Source organism: Hymenobacter duratus, assembly GCF_014698995.1.
GTDB classification, from domain to species: domain Bacteria; phylum Bacteroidota; class Bacteroidia; order Cytophagales; family Hymenobacteraceae; genus Hymenobacter; species Hymenobacter duratus.
Genome location: NZ_JACWZZ010000001.1, coordinates 1,026,095 through 1,044,991, shown reverse-complemented (window position 1 = coordinate 1,044,991; position 18,897 = coordinate 1,026,095). Strand labels below are relative to the sequence as shown.

The 18,897-nt window shown below is 60.4% G+C and carries 13 protein-coding genes and 2 tRNA genes; 5 read left to right on the top strand and 10 right to left on the bottom strand.

The window, feature by feature from the left end:
• Positions 1–49 precede the first annotated feature (49 nt).
• A complete protein-coding gene (locus IC231_RS04285; protein WP_190783351.1) occupies positions 50–526 on the bottom strand; it encodes a PaaI family thioesterase in 477 nt (158 codons plus the stop codon).
• Positions 527–601: 75 nt separating this feature from the next.
• Positions 602–1,039: a GNAT family N-acetyltransferase gene (locus IC231_RS04280; RefSeq protein ID WP_190783350.1), complete on the bottom strand. Its 438-nt coding sequence runs from the start codon at positions 1,037–1,039 to the stop codon at positions 602–604.
• Positions 1,040–1,171: 132 nt separating this feature from the next.
• Here IC231_RS04280 and IC231_RS04275 point away from each other — a divergent pair, with 132 nt between their 5' ends.
• Together IC231_RS04275 and IC231_RS04270 are read left to right on the top strand one after the other, a co-directional pair.
• On the top strand, positions 1,172–1,669 hold the full coding sequence (locus IC231_RS04275) for a YajQ family cyclic di-GMP-binding protein (RefSeq protein WP_190783349.1): 498 nt from the start codon (positions 1,172–1,174) through the stop codon (positions 1,667–1,669).
• 138 nt (positions 1,670–1,807) lie between these two features.
• Positions 1,808–2,578 (top strand): TerC family protein, encoded by a 771-nt coding sequence (locus tag IC231_RS04270; protein ID WP_190783348.1) that lies wholly within the window; start codon positions 1,808–1,810, stop codon positions 2,576–2,578.
• 75 nt (positions 2,579–2,653) lie between these two features.
• Here the strand turns inward: IC231_RS04270 and IC231_RS04265 are convergent, their stop codons facing one another.
• The 4 genes from IC231_RS04265 to IC231_RS04250 form a co-directional block, all read right to left on the bottom strand.
• Positions 2,654–3,448, bottom strand: a complete 795-nt coding sequence (locus IC231_RS04265; RefSeq protein WP_190783347.1) for a J domain-containing protein — start codon at positions 3,446–3,448, stop codon at positions 2,654–2,656.
• Positions 3,445–3,858 carry a hypothetical protein gene (locus IC231_RS04260; RefSeq protein WP_190783346.1) on the bottom strand — a complete coding sequence of 138 codons (414 nt, stop codon included), beginning with the start codon at positions 3,856–3,858 and terminating at the stop codon, positions 3,445–3,447. Before IC231_RS04260 ends, IC231_RS04265 begins: the two co-directional genes overlap by 4 nt.
• 105 nt (positions 3,859–3,963) lie before the next feature.
• On the bottom strand, positions 3,964–6,642 hold the full coding sequence (locus tag IC231_RS04255; protein ID WP_190783345.1) for a T9SS-dependent M36 family metallopeptidase: 2,679 nt from the start codon (positions 6,640–6,642) through the stop codon (positions 3,964–3,966).
• A 182-nt stretch (positions 6,643–6,824) separates the two neighbouring features.
• Positions 6,825–7,367 carry an RNA methyltransferase gene (locus tag IC231_RS04250; RefSeq protein ID WP_190783344.1) on the bottom strand — a complete coding sequence of 181 codons (543 nt, stop codon included), beginning with the start codon at positions 7,365–7,367 and terminating at the stop codon, positions 6,825–6,827.
• Between the two features lie 199 nt (positions 7,368–7,566).
• On the opposite strand from IC231_RS04250, the gene mutS reads away from it, so the two are divergent.
• The 3 genes from mutS (at position 7,567) to IC231_RS04235 (ending at position 10,837) form a co-directional block, all read left to right on the top strand.
• Positions 7,567–10,284, top strand: coding sequence for a DNA mismatch repair protein MutS (gene mutS / locus IC231_RS04245; RefSeq protein ID WP_223831364.1), 2,718 nt, complete (start codon positions 7,567–7,569; stop codon positions 10,282–10,284).
• 261 nt (positions 10,285–10,545) lie between these two features.
• Positions 10,546–10,621 (top strand) — tRNA-Gly (locus IC231_RS04240).
• 133 nt (positions 10,622–10,754) lie between these two features.
• Positions 10,755–10,837, top strand: a tRNA-Leu gene (locus tag IC231_RS04235).
• Between the two features lie 51 nt (positions 10,838–10,888).
• Here the strand turns inward: IC231_RS04235 and IC231_RS04230 are convergent.
• The 4 genes from IC231_RS04230 to IC231_RS04215 form a co-directional block, all read right to left on the bottom strand.
• Entirely contained in the window at positions 10,889–11,347 is a 459-nt protein-coding gene (locus IC231_RS04230) for an XrtX-associated membrane protein (RefSeq protein ID WP_190783342.1), read from the bottom strand.
• Between the two features lie 73 nt (positions 11,348–11,420).
• On the bottom strand, positions 11,421–11,948 hold the full coding sequence (xrtX, locus tag IC231_RS04225; protein ID WP_211538847.1) for an exosortase X: 528 nt from the start codon (positions 11,946–11,948) through the stop codon (positions 11,421–11,423).
• 134 nt (positions 11,949–12,082) lie between these two features.
• The gene (locus IC231_RS04220) at positions 12,083–12,292 is read right to left on the bottom strand and encodes a PID-CTERM protein-sorting domain-containing protein (protein WP_190783340.1); all 210 of its coding nucleotides are present in this window, start codon (positions 12,290–12,292) and stop codon (positions 12,083–12,085) included.
• A 76-nt stretch (positions 12,293–12,368) separates the two neighbouring features.
• Positions 12,369–18,779 (bottom strand): fibronectin type III domain-containing protein, encoded by a 6,411-nt coding sequence (locus IC231_RS04215; RefSeq protein ID WP_190783339.1) that lies wholly within the window; start codon positions 18,777–18,779, stop codon positions 12,369–12,371.
• Positions 18,780–18,897 lie beyond the last annotated feature (118 nt).

The following is an 18,897-nucleotide window of genomic DNA, read 5'->3' as shown; positions in this document are numbered from 1 at the left end:
TCCCTGAGCGCCGGCGGCTTTTTGCTGTGCGGCGTACGGCAACTGCCGGCTACTCCGCTGGCTCGGTATCGGGGAAAAGCAGCCGGTGAAAGTCGCGCTTATCGGCCGGGTAGCGGTTAAAGGTACCCATGCCCCGTGCCACAACCAGACCGCGGGTAGTGCATTCGATGGCGGCACTCGTGACTACCAGGGTTTTACCGGCGTGCTCTACATGGGCGCGGGCCAGCAGGTGGTCGTGCAGCCGGACCGGATGCAGGTAGTTTATCTTGAATTCGACCGTGGATACCAGCTCACCGCGCGTGAAGGCCAACGACAGCGCGGCGGCGCCCAGCGCGGCATCCATGAGGCCGGCTACCACGCCGCCGTGGCAAGTACCCGGCGACGAAAGGTGCTCCTCCCGGATGGTCATGGCATACCGCACTTCGCCGGGCTCCGAGACGGTCAGCACCATGCCATTAGTGCGGCCGTAGCTATTTATCTGATTGTAGATGGATATCAGTGTGTCTACGTCCGGAAGCTGCTCCATGATGAGAAAGGGAAAAATAAGGAGCAGGAAAAGTAGCTACTTTGGGCAATACCTGCGACTATTCGGTGGCTACTGCTACAGCGCCTTGCGCATCAGCTGGTGAGCCACGGTGCCAAACAACGTGTGCGACGGCGCCACCACGGTGTAGCCGAGCCGCTGGTAAAACGGTACGGCCTTTTCGCGGGCGTGCAGCACTATTTCCGCAAGCCCCTGCTGGCGGGCGGCAGCTTCCAGAAACTCCAGTATCCGGCGCCCCACGCCCTGCCCCTGCGCTGCCGGCGCCACCGCCATAAAGCGCACCTGCCCCTGTTGCGGCCCGGCCGGGTGCAGCCGCCCGACTCCCAGCGCCTTCCCGTCAGGCGCGAGCAGCAGGGCATGGGTAGTAGCCGGAGCCGCATCGTCCTCGGCGCGCTCGGAGCCTTCGGGCTGCTGCCAGGGCTGGCGCAACACCTCATAGCGGAGCCGGAAATAGGCCGCCCACTCGGCAGCAGTAGCAGGAGGATGAACGGACATAGGGAGGCTGGCCAGGGAGGATACTGGTAAAAGTAGTACCCGCTGAATCATCCCCAACTTCCTACCTTTGGCCTTCGCCTCAACCGGCCCGCTGGTTTGGCGTATTGGCTTCCATACCTTCTCATTCCTCCTATGGCATCTTTCGACATTGTAAGCAAAGTGGACCCGCAAACGCTGGAAAACGCCGTAAATACGGCGAAAAAAGAACTGCAGACCCGCTACGACCTGCGCGATACCAAAGGCGGTATCGACCTCGATAAAAAAGCCAACACGATTCTGCTCAGCTCCGAAAACTCTATGCGGGTGAAGGCGCTGGAAGATATTCTGCTGGGCCGCGTCGTGAAGCAGGGAATTGACGGTACCGCGCTGGACTTTTCGGCCGAAGAACAGGCCAGCGGCAACCTCGTGAAGAAGACTATCAAAGTGCGCGCCGGCGTGGATAAGGACACAGGCCGCAAAATCAGTAAGGCCATCAAAGACGCCAAAGTGAAGGTGGAAGTGCAGATGCAGGACGACCAGATGCGCGTGACGGCCAAAAAAATAGACGACCTGCAGGCCGCCATTGCCGTGCTCCGCCAGCACTCCGCCGACATTGGCCAGCCGCTGCAGTTCGTGAACATGAAAAGCTAGCCAGGTACGCTGCGCCCGCTGCCCCAGCGAGGCTGCTCCACCTTCGGCCATCAGTAGCAGGCGCGTGCCGACAGGTCGGCACCCTGTGCTGCCGAAAATCAACTCCACTCCTCTCTTCGCTTACCAGCTCACTACTGCATGAACTTCGATTTTTCGGTCTTCTCCAGCGCTCCGGCCTGGATCAGCCTCCTCACGCTGACCTTTATGGAAATCGTGCTGGGTATCGACAATATTATCTTCATCTCCATCATCGTGAACCGGCTGCCCAAGGAGCAGCATGCCCGCGGCCGTAGCATCGGGCTGCTGCTGGCGTTGGTATGCCGCATCGGGCTGCTCATGAGCATCACGTGGATTGTGGGACTGAAAGCTGCCTTGTTCAGCGTGAACCTGCCGTGGATGGCAGAGCCGTTCGGGGTATCGGGCCGCGACCTTATTCTGCTGGCCGGCGGCCTGTTCCTGATTGGTAAAAGCACCACGGAAATTCATACCAAGCTGCAGGGCGAGGAAGAAGAGGAGCACGGCGGCAAAGGCAAAGCCACCATGGCCAGCACCATTCTGCAGATCATCATCATCGACATCGTATTCAGCTTCGACTCCATCCTGACTGCCGTGGGCCTCGTGGACAACGTGCTGATTATGGTGCTGGCCGTGGTGCTGTCGATGGGTGTGATGCTTGCTTTCTCGGGCGTAGTAGCCGATTTCGTGAACCGCAACCCCACCATCAAAATGCTGGCTCTCTCCTTCCTGATCATGATTGGGGTGATGCTGGTGATGGAAGCCTTCCACAAGGAAATCGAGAAGGGCTACATCTATTTCGCCATGTTCTTCTCGCTGGTAGTAGAAGTGTTGAATATGCGCCTGCGCAAGAAAGCCACCCCGGTTCACCTGCGCGACTCGCAATACGACTGAGCGAGCTTTATCCGTAAACAAAAAACCTCCGTGGCGCACGCCACGGAGGTTTTTTGTTTGTCGTCAGTTACCGGTTCAGAGCTGCAACGCCATCAGCAACACGATTACCCCGACGATGATGGCCCCGAGCAGGCAGTTAATACGTGCTATCATCGGCAGGCGGGGCCATTGACTTAACAAAGCCAACACGATAAGCAGCCCGGTGAAGCTGTTCAGGCTAGTCACCTGCTGCACTACAGGCACCTCTTGGCCGTTGGGCAGCCAAGCGGCATGTACGAATGGCAACAACAGGGAAGTATATACCCGAAACCCCTCAGTGTTCAGTGGCACCTCCATGCGCGTGGCGAACTGGCCATGTGTTGTGGTGATATAGTAAAGGGCGTCTACCTGATTTGGCTCCGCAACGGCCAAGAAATCAGCCGTGGTATGGTACCGCAGCAGGAAGAAGTCCAGCACGAGCAGTAGCGCCCCGGCCAGCAAGGTTCGCCCCACGTAAAAAACAGGCCGGATGTATGGTCGCAGATCATAGGTCCGCTGCGCATACTGTGCGTGTACTGACGTCGGCCGACGCCTTGCTGCAGGACGCCCACGCCGCCGCAAAGCCGGGTCGCGGTGTACTGGCGCCGCCGCTGGAACTGGTGCTGCTACGGGCGATACTGTCGGCTGCCGCAGGCGGGCATCGTACTGCTGGCGGCGGGCGGCACTGCTGAGTGTCTCATAGGCTTCGTTGATGGCTATGTAGCGGCGGTGCGCGGCGGGGTCGGGCGTGCGGTCGGGGTGCGTGAGCAGCACGAGGCGCCGGTAGGCCTGGCGGATTTCGGCGGCAGTAGCCTGCTCGCTCACACCCAGCACTGTGTAGAATGTACTCATGCTGCCAGGTCTACCACCGTGGCGGCTTGGTCCTGCACACGGCGCGTAGCCAGTTCCAGCAGGCGCCGGTTCAGCTCCGGACGGTGTTGCCGGTAATAGGCCAATTCGGGTGCCGTAAACAGGCCTACTACCACTCCGACCACAGTGTAGCGCAGCTTGGTATTGCGGGTCAGCAACTCGGCCAGCAGCCGCTGCTGCTCAGTAGGCGAGGCAGTGGCCAGCGGGATATGATGGTCGCGCACAAAATCGGCTACCACGGCCAGCAGCACCTCGTTCTGCAGCTTCAGAACCGGGCGCAGTGTGTGGTGCAGAAAATCGGCGGGCGTGGCGTCGCCGGAAGCGGGCAGCACCTGGGGCAGCGTAGGCCGCAGGGCCAGCAGCGCCGCGTCGGGCCGGCTGGAGGAGGGCATTTCAACAGACATCGGAATGGAATTCAGGAAGCAAATAGCACAAAAAACCCGCCCGACATACTGCCGGACGGGTTTTGCTTTGGTAGCAACAGAAAGCCGGCTGGCTTAGTGCTGCACCGCTACTTTCTTGGTGATAGTGCCTTCCGAAGTCGTCAGGCGCACTACATACACACCGTTGGCCAGCTCGGCCGTGTTCAGCTTCACGCCAGCCTGCTGCATGGTAGAAGCCGGAACCGACATCGTGCGTACTACCTGTCCCATCATGGTCAGCAACTCTACCGATACGGCCGATTTGCTGCTCACCTGCGTGCGAACCAATACCTGGTCACGAGCGGGGTTAGGATATACTTCCAGCATTTGCTCGTTGAGCTGCTTGCTGGTGCTGAGCGTGGTAGGCAGCGCGAAACCGGCGAAGTTGTCGGTTACGCTGGTTGCCAGGCCTTGGATAGCATCGAAGCCCATGCCCCGGCGAGCGAAGGCGCGCCAGATGATGTCCGAGTTCGAGCCGCCGTAGAGCATAGAGTCTGCCTTCAGGATGGCGTTGCGGCCGTCCAGCATGCCGGGCGTGCAGGGCTGCAGCTTCATGCCTTCCAGCACCAGGCGCAGCGTCATGTTGTTGCCGCCGGTCAGGGCCTTAAAGTTGGCGTTGTAGCCGTGGCGCGCAATCATGGCCCAGTTCATGTCCCACAGCGCCGTGCACCAGATTTCACCTACGGAGTGCGTTTCGGTGTAGCCCGGAGTGCCCAGGTTGTCGTAGGTCAGGTCGCTGATCTGCATGTTGGTGGTGTACGGCTGCGTGCGGATACCCGCGCCGGCAACCGGCTCCGAAACAGCATACGTTCCGATACCGCGGGGCGTAGTACCTACGTCGCCGGGCTTGGTCGTCATCCACAAGCCAAAGAAGTCGCTCCAGCCTTCACCCATGGTTTCGTAACCCGAGGTGTTGGGCAGGCAGCCGGAGTTCAGGCGGCCGCCGGTGAGGCGGGTAGAGATGCCGTGGCCATACTCGTGCGAGATAATGCCGTTGTCGAAGTCACCGTCGCGGCGGGCCGTAGTGCCGGCCGTGAGCGTTACCGTCTGGCCAGCCGTGATGGCCGCCAGCAGGCGCGTGCCATCCACGTAATTGATAAACAGCGAAGGAATCCGGATGCCGATGGAGTCGGGAGCCGTGCCAGCCATCGTCACAAGGGCCGTCGAGCCCACGATGCTGTCCATCACCACCACGAGGCGGGCGCCGGCATCCTGGGCATTCTTGATTTTCGCGGAGAAGTTGCACTTGCCACGACGGATGAAGGCAATGTTTCCATTGACAGCCGCCGCGTTTACGAAAGGAACGTTGCAACCCCGCATCGGCTGAGCCGAGCCATCATTCACCGGAACCAGCGTACCCGTGATAGGGCCAACTACCGCCAAGGAACGGCCTTGCGCGCTTTCCTGCGCCGACAGCGGGCCAGCCACGGAAGCCGGAGCCGTCACGTTCACGGAAGTAACACCCGACCACTCATACATCTGCATGCGCGGCGGCGAGCCGTCGGCGGGCGTAGACATGTTGGCGTTGTTCAGGTTAGGCGTTGCCAGGGAAGCCCCATCCTGCGCTTCTGCCCGCACCGGGTCGTTGCCGCCGGGTGTGGCAGTACCGTTGGTAGTAGTGTAGTTCTTCACCTGGAAGTTGCCGGCTGCTTCCGTGAAGCCCTTGCTGGCCATCACATCATGCATCACGTTGTTCCAGTAGAACAGGTTGGTTACGGCAGCGTCCTTGTTGATTTCCGGCTGTGCCGAAGCGGCGAAAGCGAAGTCGAAGATCTGCGTAGGGCCACCGTCGGGGCTGGCGCCTTTGCGGAATGCGTTTACCCCGTTACGGTCCAGGTAGGCATATACGTTGTTGCCTTTCGTGTTGGTAGAGTCAGCGCCGGCGATGCCGTTCACGTCGTGCCAGCCGAAGGGCGAAACCGCCACATCGGCGGGGTCTACCACCAACTGACGCGCACCGTGGCTGGGGCTCTCAATTGAGAGCGGCAGCACGTTGTAGGAGTTGGGCACGTTCACACGGTTGGCCGTGGCGGGCGTAGCCAGCACCTGCTGCCAACCGCGCGAGGCCAGTGCCTGCTGGGTCATTTCAGCAAACGATACGGGCTCTGACACCGTGTAGTCGAACTTGTCGAGCAGCAAGCCGCTCTGCGCATCTACGCGCACATTCCAGTGGTGCATGGCATCCAGCGGGGCCAGCGTCACGTCCCAGGCCAGGGCCAGCTCGCCGTTGGCTTTCATCTGGTACATCAGCTTCACCGGAATTTTGTCCAGCGAAATGCCACCATCGTTGAACACCATGCCTTCGGCCGGACGGCCTTCCTGCTCCACGCTCAGAGAGCGGGGCGTCGGCATGTTCAGAGCCCGGGCCGCCGCTGCTACGGCTTGTGCGGGCGTGAGTGAAGGCGTGGTAGAACGCACTTTAGCCGCTACACCAGACACAAAATTGTGGTGCAACACTACCACGCGGCCATTGCTGGCCACGTGTACGTTGGCTACTGCTCCATGAATTTCAATGCCCTGGTGACGCTGGCGCAGATATACGTGCGTAAGGCCAGTGCTGGCATCAGTATACTGGCTGGTGATGGCCGGGCTGGCCATATCCTGCTCGCTCAGCCCCTGGCGTACTGCCTTGCTGGTCAGCGCCGACAGCGCCTGGGTTACAGGCGCCTGCTGGGCAGCAGCCAGGCCAGGCACCGCCAGCATGGCCGCCAGCAGCAGCGCGCGGCTGCCTGGCATTGTAAAAGTTGATTTCATCCGGTTAGGAAAGTAAAAATGGGAAATTGGAAAAGCCGTTAGGTTCAGACGACACCTGCCAGCAGGTGCCTCGTCTCAAATCTACGTAGGAAATCGGGAATTTCAGATAGCCCGGGCGGGCGATTCTTCTGCTTGATTTGCGGAAGTCACGCAGCCCCTCCAAACCAAGGTAAGCATCTGACTTATTGCATGTTCGACCATCCTATTTTAGACATGAAATCCCACAGCACCACGCCGGCCGCCACGCTCACGTTCAGGCTGTGCTTGGTACCGAACTGCGGTATTTCCACGGCCGCGTCGCAGAGGGCCAGCACCTCGTCCTCCACGCCAAACACCTCATTGCCCATCACCAGAGCATAGCGCCGGGCCGGATCGGGCTGAAAAGCGGGCAGCAGCTGGCTGCCGGTTGTTTGCTCCACCGCTACCAGCACATAGCCGGCGGCGCGCAGCTGGTGCAGCGCCTGCAGCGTGGTAGGGGCGTATTCCCACGCCACCGACTCGGTGGAGCCCAGCGCCGTTTTGGTGATTTCGCGCTGCGGTGGGCGGCCCGTAATGCCGCAAAGCCAGATCTTTTCGATGGCAAACGCGTCGGCGGTGCGGAAAGCGGCGCCCACGTTGTGCAGGCTGCGCACGTTGTCGAGGACTAGGGTGAGGGGGAATTTTCGCGTATTTTTGAAGTCTGCCACCGTCAGCCGGTTCAGTTCTTCCATCGAAAGTTTGCGCATGCAGCGGGAGCTTCAGCCGGCACCACGGCAGCCCTGAAAAAGGCACCGTAGGCCGAGCTATTTTTAGTAAACGAATGTTCTGATGGGCGCAAGCTAAAGCTTACGACACATTTCCATGCCCAAAGTCGCCGACCCCAACAAAAAGCCCATCCGCACGCACGGCACGCTCGGTCCCGCCCCCGTGGTCGATACGCCGCTGATGCGCCAGTATTACGAACTGAAGCAGGCTCACCCCGGCGCAGTGCTTCTGTTTCGCGTCGGCGACTTCTACGAAACCTTCGGGGAGGATGCCGTGACGGCCTCGCGCATTCTGGACATCACCCTCACGAAGCGCGGCGCGGGCACGGCCTCCGAAACGCCCCTGGCCGGCTTCCCGCACCATGCCCTCGACAACTACCTGCCCAAGCTGGTGCGGGCCGGGCAGCGCGTGGCCATCTGCGACCAGCTCGAAGACCCCAAGCTGGCTAAGGGCCTCGTGAAGCGCGGCATTACGGAACTAGTAACGCCCGGCGTGAGCCTGCACGACAACGTGCTGGACCGCCGCTCCAACAACTACCTCTGCGCCGTGCATTTCGGGAAACAGGAAGCCGGCATTTCGTTTCTCGATATTAGCACCGGCGAGTTTCTGGTGGCTCAGGGCACTATCGAATACCTGGGCAAGCTGCTGCAGAACTTCCAGCCGGCCGAGGTGCTGTTCTGCAAGAGAAGCCGCCAGGAGTTTGAAAGCCACTTCGGACCCGACTACTGCCATTTTGCGCTGGAAGAATGGGTATTCGGCTTCGATTACTGCCACGACACGCTCACGCGCCACTTCAATACCACGTCCCTCAAGGGCTTCGGTATTGACGGACTGCGCGAAGGCATCACGGCGGCCGGCTGCATCCTGCACTACCTCGCCGAAACCAAGCACACCGACGTGGGCCACATCGGCAGCATCGGGCGGCTGGAGGAGGACAAGTACGTTTGGCTCGACCGGTTCACGGTGCGCAACCTGGAACTGGTGCAGGCCCAGCACCCCGGCGGTGTGCCGCTCATCGACATCCTCGACCAGACCGTAACGCCGATGGGCGCGCGCCTGCTGCGCAAGTGGGTGGTGTTGCCTCTCAAGGAACCCGCCCAGATTCAGCGCCGCCTCGATACGGTGGAGGCCCTGCTCCAGACGCCGGAGCTGCTGGAAAATCTGCTGCAGCACCTGCGCCAGATCAACGACCTGGAGCGGCTGATTTCCAAGGTGGCCGTGCGCCGCATCAATCCGCGCGAGCTGACACAGCTGGCCCGCGCCCTGGAAGCCATTGGTCCTATCCGCACGGAGTTGGCCGGCTCGGGCATTCGGGCCCTGCAGAAGCTGGCCGATCAGCTGAATCCCTGTGCTACTCTGCGCGACGAAATCCAGGCAAAAATCAAGGCGGATGCGCCCGTCCTGACCAACCAGGGCGGCGTGCTGAACGATGGCGTGGATAAAGAATTGGACGAGCTGCGGGCCATGGCCTTTTCGGGCAAGGACTACCTGTTTCAGCTGCAGCAACGTGCCATCCAGGAAACCGGTATTTCGTCGCTGAAAGTGGCCTACAACAAGGTATTTGGCTATTATCTGGAAGTCACGAACTCGCACAAAGACAAAGTGCCGGCTTCCTGGATTCGGAAGCAGACCCTGGTGAATGCGGAACGCTACATCACGGAAGAGCTGAAAGTGTATGAGGAGAAGATTCTGCACGCCGAGGAGCGACTGTTCGTCATCGAGCAGAACATCTACAACGAGCTGGTGCTGTTTGCCGCCGAATATGTAGCCCAGATTCAGCAGAACGCCCGCGCCATTGGCGTTGCCGACTGTCTGGCTTCGTTTGCGGCTACGGCCCGTCAGCACCGCTACGTAAAGCCCACCGTTGACGATTCTACGCTGCTCGATATCCGGGCCGGCCGCCACCCGGTCATTGAGCGCCAGTTGCCGCCCGGCGAGCAGTACATTCCCAACGATATCTGCCTCGACCAGGACGACCAGCAGATTGTGGTGATTACGGGGCCGAACATGGCCGGCAAATCGGCGCTGCTACGCCAGACGGCCCTCATTGTGCTGCTGGCCCAGATTGGCTCCTTCGTGCCCGCCGATGCGGCCCACATCGGCGTCATCGACAAGATTTTCACCCGGGTGGGCGCTTCCGATAACCTGAGCAAGGGCGAAAGCACTTTCATGGTGGAGATGACCGAAACCGCCAGCATCCTCAACAACCTCTCAGACCGGAGCTTGGTGCTGATGGATGAAATTGGGCGGGGCACCAGCACGTATGATGGTATCAGCATTGCCTGGGCCATTGTGGAGCACCTGCATAATTCGCCTAAGGCGCGGGCCAAAACCCTCTTTGCCACCCACTACCACGAGCTCAACCAATTAGCCGACGACTGCCCCCGAGTGCGCAACTACAACGTGGCCGTGAAGGAGGCCGATGGCCGCATCCTGTTCCTGCGCAAGCTGCGCGAAGGCGGCTCCGAGCACTCGTTCGGCATTCATGTGGCCCGTATGGCCGGCATGCCTACGTCTGTAGTGCTGCGCGCCAACGAAATTATGCACCATCTGGAGCAGGAGCGCACTTCTGCGGGTGTAGATCCTGATGCTCCCACTGAATTCGACGAAGTGCTGGCAGACCTGGATTCTGAGGCGGATGGTGGCAAGGTAGTGGCCATGAATGGCGCGGCCCCAGCTCCAGACACCGAGTCGGTGCGGCGCGGCCCCAGGGCCCAGCCTGCGGCGGCCGTACACAATGCCCCTCGGCCCAGTCTGCAGCTCAGCATGTTTGAGCCCGCTGACCCGGCCCTGGAGCGAGTCCGGGAGCTGCTGAGCAAGCTGGATGTGAATACCCTCACCCCCATAGAAGCGCTGCTCAAACTCAACGAGCTGAAGCTGGTGGCGGGGGGCAAATAGGTACCTGTGGCCCGGCTGTACTGTTCCAGACTAGTCAGCACAGCCGGGCCACAGGTACCTACCAGGGGTCTATGTGCCGGTTTGATTTGGCTCAGAAAGGCCTGAACCCGCAACTACGACAAAATTTTTCTCCCTGATAATGAGCGAAAAACGCCCTTTCAAAGGACAAAAATGAGCTTTTTTACCACTTGGGGCTTGACAGAAAGAAAAGACGTTGTACCTTTGTCACATCAAAACGCCACTACGGCGCCAAGATCAAAAGCGAGAGTAGCTCAGTTGGTAGAGCGCGACCTTGCCAAGGTCGAGGTCGCGAGTTCGAACCTCGTCTCCCGCTCCAAAAGGATGTTTCTTCGGAAACATCCTTTTTTTGTTTTATGATGAGTACCGTGCGGCAAAAAGTTGCTGCCGAAGCAGGAATTCAGAGTTATTTGCTCAACTTGCTTTCCGGCTATTACCAGCGTAGCCTTCCCGCCAGAGTGGTGTAATGGTAGCCACGAGGGACTTAAAATCCCTTGTCTTCACGGACGTACGGGTTCGAGTCCCGTCTCTGGTACAATCGCAAAGCCTCCTTTCCTTCGCGGAAAGGAGGCTTTTTCGTGGAGAACTAGGCCTCCTGCTCTGGAGGAGTGGTGGCCGGGACGTACCAGCGCAACAGTATCACCAGTACCAGCACGGGCAGCGGCGATACGATAAAATCGATGAGGTGACGGCTAAGCTGGTAGAGCCAGGGCACGTCGCCGGCCAGCTTGCCTGCTACCAGCAGCACCGCACAGCATCCTAATACAGCAACATAGAGCAGGAACACGAGCCGCATACGGCCGGCCGGCACTAGCAGCCGCAACAACAACAGGCACACCCCAGTGTAGACCACGGCGTACGTTGCCACGACTGGCAGACTACGCTTTGTGACTTCGCCGCTTACATTTTGCTGTATAGCGGTTAGCTGGTCCGTAGCACCTAAGGCTGCCAGCAGGTTGCGCCAAGCGTTGGTGAGCAGCGCAAACACGGATTCGTCGTAGACGCCGGCCCAGAAAAGCACAGCCACCAAGACCAGAGCAGCCACAACGCGAGGCACAAGCCGGCTGAAGCCTCTATTGGCTTTGACAAAAGGCATCCAATTAGCCATAGTTTTCAGCTTAGCTAATGACGGCTTCTGGTTCTTCGGAAACTGCTAATCGGCGCGCCCAAAGCATCCAGAGCAGGAAAATGCAGCCGTACACCACAAACGTGAATGTGTAGTGATGATTGAAATCGACGGATTGGCGGGCGTAGTAGTGGTTGAGCGCCAGCGCGGCAACACGCACCACGTTCAGCAGGTAGATAGCCAGAATACCAGCTGGAATAAACCACAGCTTGCGCCTTACCGGTCCGGGATAAGCCAGCACGAAACCCGCAAACAATACATACAGCACAAGACCATTGCAGGGGTTTCCGACGAAAACGGCCATTTTCTGCTCAATCAGCAACAGTTGCGGATTGTCGGCGGCGAGGGCAGCCGGAAAGCCAAACAGCTGCAGCGCGGCTGTTGAGACCTGGGCAATGTTGACGGACAGGAAGGTATCAAGTCGGTTATCCTGCCGAAGCCATTGCTCGTACCCGAAGAACCAGACCAGATATAACCCGACTGCCAGCAGCAGAAAGCGCCGGAGCGAACGGGTAGGCATTGAAGGAGCAGCAACAGGCATAAAACGAAAATAGTGTTTTCCGGCTCACTTTAGCCAGCCGGCTCAAAACAGCAAACGGCCCCACCAACAAAAAGGCGAGGCCGTTTTACTACGGTATTCGGGAAGTACTGGACTTAGCGGCGGCGTTTGTCGCGGAGCTTCTTTAGGCCCAGCCCCACCCCGGCAGCCAGCAGCAGCGAAGCGCCACCGTCAATAGGAACAGCCGTGGGCTGTTGAGGATCAGGCTCGGGGCCGCCGGAACCAGGGCCCTGGGCAGTAGCCAGGCCCGCTGTGAGCAGCACCAGAGCTACAGGAAGAAAGTAACGCAGGAGAGAAGACTTCATATAAGGAAGGTCAGATGAGGAAAAGAAAAAGGCCGGCTCCGGCATTGGAGCCGGCCCTTTCTAAAAATTGCAGCACTTACTCTACCGTGACGCGCTTGGTAACCGGGCCGCTGGCCGTTTCCATACGCAGGATGTACACCCCCTGAGCCAGATGCTGCACATCAAACTGTGCCTGCACCCCGGTGGAGGTAACCGGCAGAGTCCGCTCGGTGATGACCTGACCAAGGCTGTTGAGCAGCGTTGCTTTCACCGACTTGCCGCCTACCACTGCTGGCATCGTCAGCTGGAAGCTGTGATGAGCAGGGTTCGGGAACACTGCCACCTGGGCTGCCAGCAAACCAGTACCGGTGCCCAGGGCAGTAGTGCCGCGGAATACCAGTGAGAAGCGGGTAGCGGAGGAGGCGGAACCCAGCGTGAACGTATAGTTCGGCTGCTGGCTCAGGCTCTGCAGCGTACCCGATTGAGCATCGCGCAGGAACACCTCGGCACCGGTGCCAAAGTTCAGCAACTGAGCTGCCTGGAAGGTGTAGGTACCTGCCTGTGGCACACTCAGCCTGAGCGGAACCACTACTTCGGCTCCCGTGAGTGGAGCAAGGCCGTTAATGCTCATTTCCTCGCTGCCTACTACCGTAGAAAGGTTCGAAGATGAGTTACGCAGCTTGTAGGCATCGTACCGGTCATCAATACCAGCCGTGGCTCCCTGCTCGAAGTACACATATGTGTCGTCGAGGGAAGTACCGGCCGTGTTGCGCACAGCCAGCTGGAGCAGCGGCCGTGTCTCGGGGCCCCGGTTGAAGCTTACCTGCTGGGCAAATGACGTTACGCGGTTGGCATTGGTCAGCGTCAGCGTGGGAGTAGCGCCTGCTGTGCTGGTCCGGACGAAGAAGCCCTGCGCCGAAGCAATCAGCGGGTTGCCGCCTACACCGTTCTGGTAGCTGCGGTAGTTGGTGCCGTACTGGCTGGGGCTCTGGTGCACATAAATAGCACCGTTCAGACCAGCCGGAATGCTCACCGTGCTCCAGTCGAGGGGCGACGGATACGGGTTGCCTACCAGATGCCAGCCGGCATCGGGCTGCGTGCCACGGGCCAGGGGCAGCGTGCTGATGGTGCCGCTGTTGAGGCTACCGACGAAATCAACCAGTGCCGAAGCCGCAATATTCACCGTGTAGCCACGGCCTACTGCCATCGGCTCACCCGTGGAGGTCGGCGAAGTCCAGCCTTTGTCGAAGGGCGTGAGGCCGGCGCCATTGTTGGTAGCCACACGAGCTTGCTCGTAGCTGAATACCGTTGGGAACGGCGACACCGCCAGCGGCGTAGCGCTGATGTTGTAGTCGTTGTTCACGACCGGCGAGAAGCCAGCCGTTGTCAGATCAGCAATGGTAGTGCTGAACACTGGCGACGAGTAGTGGCGGTAGCCCAGGCCGCTGTTCAGGCTTGGGTCGATGTAGCGCTGCACGGTAGCCTGGCCAATCACCAAGCCGCCTGTGTTATCCACGAGGGCTGTGCCGGCGGCGCTGGAAAGCAGCGTCAGAGCATTGCTGTTCAGCGTGAGGTTGCCGCTGGTCAGACGTACTACTTCGGCCACATTCAGCGCTTGAGTCAGGCGCAGACCAGTGGCGTTGTTCACCGTCAGGTTACGTACGCGGGCTGGCAGGCCGGGGCCGGCAGCCTGTGGAGCCGTGCCGTTGTACACGTAGTTGGCATCGTTGCTGAAGGTGCGCGTGCCGGTTACCTGCACGGCGCCGGTAGCACCAGTCGCAGCAATACCGGCTACGTCGCAGATGCGCAGTTCAGCACCAGCCTGCAGCACGAAGCTGCCGGTACCGTTGATGACCTGGCAGTTTTGTACCAGCACACCGCCGGTCTGCACTGTCAGAACCCCATTTACCGTCAGCGGACCGGTGAGGGTTGCAACGCCCGTGCCCGTGATGGTCACGTTGTTGTAGGTACCCTGCACGTTCTGCGGATTGCTCACCGTCAGATCCTGCGGAGCGGCCGCCAGCGTCGTGAAGGAGGTGGTAACGGCCGACGAAGTCAGGCCACCAGCGCAGTTGCTGACAATGCTCACCGAATACGCCGTATTGGGCGTCAGGCCCGTCAGGGCAACAGGCGAAGCTGTGGGGTTAGGGCTGACCGTGGTGGCCGTGCCGCCAGCGGGCGTGTAGGTAACGGTATAACTCGTGGCCGAAGCCGAAGCCGTAAACGTCACGTTGGCCGAGGTCTGCGTTACGCTGTTCGTAGCTGCTGCCGTCGGGGCATTACAAACCGGAGCCGCAGGCGTGGTTACGCAAATCGTGAAGCTGCCGGAACCGGAACCTGCGAAGTATTCAAACACCCGCACGAGGTAGGTGTCGCCAACTGTCAGACCGGTAGCGGTAATAGTTTCCGTGCCACCGCTGCCCGTGTTGTCTTGGCAGGAGCCAACAGTGGTGCCGGGGCAGGCCCCAGAGCGCAGATTCACGACGGCATCAAAACCGGTGGCGCCTACCACCCGGATGGTATGGCTGGTGTTGGTAGCCACGAACGAGTACCACACGTCATCATCGGCCGTGCCTACGCAAGTACCGGCGGCCGTGGAGGCTGTAGCCCCCGTTGTGGTTCCGCTAATGGCAGAACAGGCTGCTCCTGCCGCGCCCGGAGTCAGGGCAATGGCGTTAGCGCAGTCGTCGTTGGCCGGCGGCGGGCTTAGGGTGGTGAAGGAAGTAGTAACAGCAGAGGAAGTCTGGCCACCGGCGCAGTTGCTGACAATGCTCACCGAATAGGCTGTGCCCGGCGTCAGGCCCGTCAGGGCCACCGGCGAAGCCGTGGGGTTGGGACTAACGGTGGTAGCCGTGCCACCGGCCGGCGTGTAGGTCACGGTGTAGTCCGTGGCCGAGGCCGAAGCCGTGAACGTCACGTTGGCCGAAGTCTGCGTCACGCTGTTCGTGGATGCTGCTGTAGGCGCCGCGCAGGACGCGGGGTTCGTGATGCAGATGGTAAAGCCACCGCTGGCCGCCGTGGTAGGAGCCGTGGATGAGTAGCTGTACACCCGCACGAGGTAGGTGTCGCCAACTGTCAGACCGGTAGCGGTAATAGTTTCCGTGCCACCGCTGCCCGTGTTGTCTTGGCAGGAGCCAACAGTGGTGCCGGGGCAGGCCCCGGAGCGCAGATTCACGACGGCATCAAAACCGGTGGCGCCTACCACCCGGATGGTATGGCTCGTATTGGTCGCTACGAACGAGTACCACACGTCATCGTCGGCAGTACCAGCACATGCACCGGCCGCCGTCGAGGCCGTGGCCCCGATGGTTGTGCCCGTAGTAGTAACGCAGGTCGTTGAAGACGTGAGAGCCGTAGCAGTAGCGCAGTCGTCGTTAGAAGGCTGCGGGAACAGCGTGGTGAAGGTAACGGCTGGTGTAGAAGTGGCCGTCAGACCACCAGCGCACGTGCTGGTCACAGTAACCGAGTACGCAGTACCGCTGCTCAGGCCCGTCAGCACAAGCGGCGAGGCCGTGCCGGTTACCGTCACCGGGCTGCCGGTTGTAGGCGTAGCCGTGGCGGTATAAGAAGTAGCAGTGGCCGAAGGCGTGAAGCTGATGCTGGCGCCCGTTTGCGTGATGGAGCCGGCGGCTACGCCAGTCGGGGCGGCACAGGTTGGCGGCGGCGTGCAGGTCAGGCTCAGGCTGAAGGCGCCCGTGGCACTGGTGGAGCTAAAGCGCTGCACCATGAAGTAGTACTGCGTGCCGGCTACGCTGGTGAACGTCACCTGCGAGGCCGTGCTGTTGGCCGAGCAGCCTGAGAAGTCGTCGTTGCCATCCACGCAGGTCAGCGCGCCGCAGCTCCCCGAATACACAAACAGCTCGGTATCGATGGTCGTGCCTGCGCCGCAGGTCGTCACCGTCACGATGTCGCCGGTGCCGGTGAAGCTGTAGAATACGCTCGGCGAAGCTGAAGGCGTATTGGTTCCGCCGCAGGCAGTGGTTGGCTCGCCCGTGTTGGTGGCTCCTACCGTCGTGCCGGTCAGGGTCTGGCCGCAGGCAATGGCCGTGGCGTTAGCGCAGTCGTCGTTGGCTGGCGGCGGGCTCAGCGTGGTGAAGGAGGTGGTAACGGCCGACGAGGTCAGGCCACCGGCGCAGTTGCTGACAATGCTCACCGAATACGCTGTGCCGGGCGTCAGGCCCGTCAGGGCAACAGGCGAAGCCGTGGGAGCCGGTGTAACCGTAGTGGCCGTGCCGCCAGCGGGCGTGTAGGTCACGGTGTAGCTCGTGGCCGAGGCCGAGGCCGTGAACGTTACGTTCGCCGAGGTCTGCGTTACGCTGTTCGTGCCGGCGGCCGTCGGAGGTGTGCAGGACGATGGGTTGGTGATGCAGATGGTAAAATCACCCGAGCCGGAGCCCGCGTAGTAATCAAACACACGCACGTAGTAGGTAGCACCTACCGTCAGGCTAGTAGCCGTGATGGTTTCCGTACCGCCGTCGCCGCTGCCATCCTGGCACGAGCCCACGTTCACGCCGGGGCAGGCCCCGGAGCGCAGGTTCACCACGGCATCAAAACCGGTGGCGCCTACCACCCGGATGGTATGGCTGGTGTTGGTAGCCACGAACGAGTACCACACGTCATCATCGGCATTGCCTACGCACGTGCCGGCGGCCGTGGAGGCCGTAGCTCCGAGCGTGGAACCCGCAGTAGGGGTGCACGTCGTGGAGGAAGACAAGGAAATAGCACCCGCGCATTCATCGTTGGCAGGGGCCGGAGGCGGAGCCAACGTCGTGAAATTGACGGTGACTGGCGTAGAAACTCCGCCATTGGAGCAGTTCGTAGTAATCGTGACCGTATACGCGGTGCTGGGCGTCAGGCCGGTCAGGTTTACCGGGCTGCCGCTCAGGGTAGCGGTGGACGTTGGGCCGCCTGCCGTTGGGGTCAGTGTGAGGGTGTAGTTGGTAGCACCGGTAGCCGCCGTAAAGGTCAGTTGCCCGGTAGTGGATGCCGCCGTTACAGCTGCATTCGTGACCTGGGCGCAGGGAACGTTCGCCGGGTTGGTTATACAGATGGTAAAGCCGCCATTGGCAGCCGTAGAGGGGGCAGTACCGGTGTAAGAGTATACCCGCACATAGTAAGTAGCCCCAATGGTGAGGCCGGGCAGCACTGCCGTTTCCAGCCCGCCACCGGTAGTAGCGTCGGCACAGCCAATATTGGCACTGCTGGCGCATGTGCCGGAACGCACATCCACTACAGCGTCGAAGCTAGTGTTTCCCTGAACGCGCACCGTATGCTGCGTGTTGGTAGCCACGAAGCTATACCAGACGTCATCATCGGCATTGCCCGTAAATCCATCACAGGCAATACCAGGCAAGGACTGCGTCGCACCAAGCGTGCTGCCCGTAACAGGCACGCAGGTTTCATCTGAAGTCAGGCTGATAGCCCCGGCGCAATCGTCGTTGGCTGGCGGCGGGCTCAGCGTAGTGAAGGAAGTAGTAACAGCAGAGGAAGTCTGGCCACCGGCGCAGTTGCTGACAATGCTCACCGAATAGGCCGTGCTTGGCGTCAGACCCGTCAGGGCCACTGGCGAAGCCGTCGGAGCGGGCGTAACTGTGGTGGCCGTGCCGCCGGCGGGCGTGTAGGTCACCGTATAGCTCGTGGCCGAGGCCGAGGCCGTAAACGTCACGTTCGCCGACGTGCTGGTCACGCTGTTGGTGGCTATGCCGGATGGGGCAGCGCAGCTGGGCGGCGTGAAGGTGTATATTTGTCCGGCTACCGGCTTGGCGTTGATTGTAGTCGTTTCGGTAGTGGAGCTGACCGTGGCGGCGGCACTAAGGTTGTTCAGGGACAAGAACTGACCTGAGCTGATGCCTGACAACCCAGCCGAAGCCGAGCCAGATGACACTGCGCCCGATTCGGGCTGGTAAACAAACTGCACCACGTTGGTGCCTTCGTAAAGCTTTGCCTGAAACGATATGACCGGATTGGTGGAACTCCAGTTCCACTCCCAGTTCTTCCATTCAAAGGTAAAAACGCGGTTAGGCGCCGTGCCCGTCGTGCTGTAAATAGCCCTGCTACTATTTGTTACGCCACCCACGGTAGCTCGCCCATCCAAGTCGTCCCACAGCGGTGCTACCAGAGGGCGGCTACTGGTGGCTACCGTGTTCAGGTTGTTTGTGGTTTGGCTTCCAGCTGACGCATTAAACGATAGAAAGCCATTGGAAGACGCACGTACCTCGGTGTAGGTAACGCCATCGAATACGAAGCTGAACCCAATGGGCAATGCCCCAGAAATGCCAGTATCAACCTGCACACCTGCCACATTGGTAGCTCCGGTTGTGCCTTCAATAGTTGTATACGTGCCTGATGAGGCAGCAAATCCATATCCGGCTACCTGCGCCCAGGCGCCGGTAGCAGCAGCCAGCCATAGGCCCAGCAGGAGCAGAAGCCGTGTAGCCCACGGCTGCGGAGTTGGTGTTCCGGGCCACCGGGTGGTGGTGTGCCCGTTAAACTGTAAAGGTGTGTGCATATAAAGGGGGTAAGTGGTTGGAAAAAAAGCGTAGCCCACGGCCACTGCACTCGGGTGCAGAACAGCCGCGGAAAGAGAAGAAAATCTGAATTTTGTTCATCTATTTGAGTATTTCCCC

Coding starts and splice junctions, on each gene's coding strand:
- IC231_RS04285 (WP_190783351.1), bottom strand. CDS start 526: ATGGAGCAGCTTCCGGACGTAGACACACTGATATCCATCTACAATCAG.
- IC231_RS04280 (WP_190783350.1), bottom strand. CDS start 1,039: ATGTCCGTTCATCCTCCTGCTACTGCTGCCGAGTGGGCGGCCTATTTC.
- IC231_RS04275 (WP_190783349.1), top strand. CDS start 1,172: ATGGCATCTTTCGACATTGTAAGCAAAGTGGACCCGCAAACGCTGGAA.
- IC231_RS04270 (WP_190783348.1), top strand. CDS start 1,808: ATGAACTTCGATTTTTCGGTCTTCTCCAGCGCTCCGGCCTGGATCAGC.
- IC231_RS04265 (WP_190783347.1), bottom strand. CDS start 3,448: ATGAGTACATTCTACACAGTGCTGGGTGTGAGCGAGCAGGCTACTGCC.
- IC231_RS04260 (WP_190783346.1), bottom strand. CDS start 3,858: ATGCCCTCCTCCAGCCGGCCCGACGCGGCGCTGCTGGCCCTGCGGCCT.
- IC231_RS04255 (WP_190783345.1), bottom strand. CDS start 6,642: ATGAAATCAACTTTTACAATGCCAGGCAGCCGCGCGCTGCTGCTGGCG.
- IC231_RS04250 (WP_190783344.1), bottom strand. CDS start 7,367: ATGCGCAAACTTTCGATGGAAGAACTGAACCGGCTGACGGTGGCAGAC.
- mutS (WP_223831364.1), top strand. CDS start 7,567: ATGCGCCAGTATTACGAACTGAAGCAGGCTCACCCCGGCGCAGTGCTT.
- xrtX (WP_211538847.1), bottom strand. CDS start 11,948: ATGCCTACCCGTTCGCTCCGGCGCTTTCTGCTGCTGGCAGTCGGGTTA.
- IC231_RS04220 (WP_190783340.1), bottom strand. CDS start 12,292: ATGAAGTCTTCTCTCCTGCGTTACTTTCTTCCTGTAGCTCTGGTGCTG.
- IC231_RS04215 (WP_190783339.1), bottom strand. CDS start 18,779: ATGCACACACCTTTACAGTTTAACGGGCACACCACCACCCGGTGGCCC.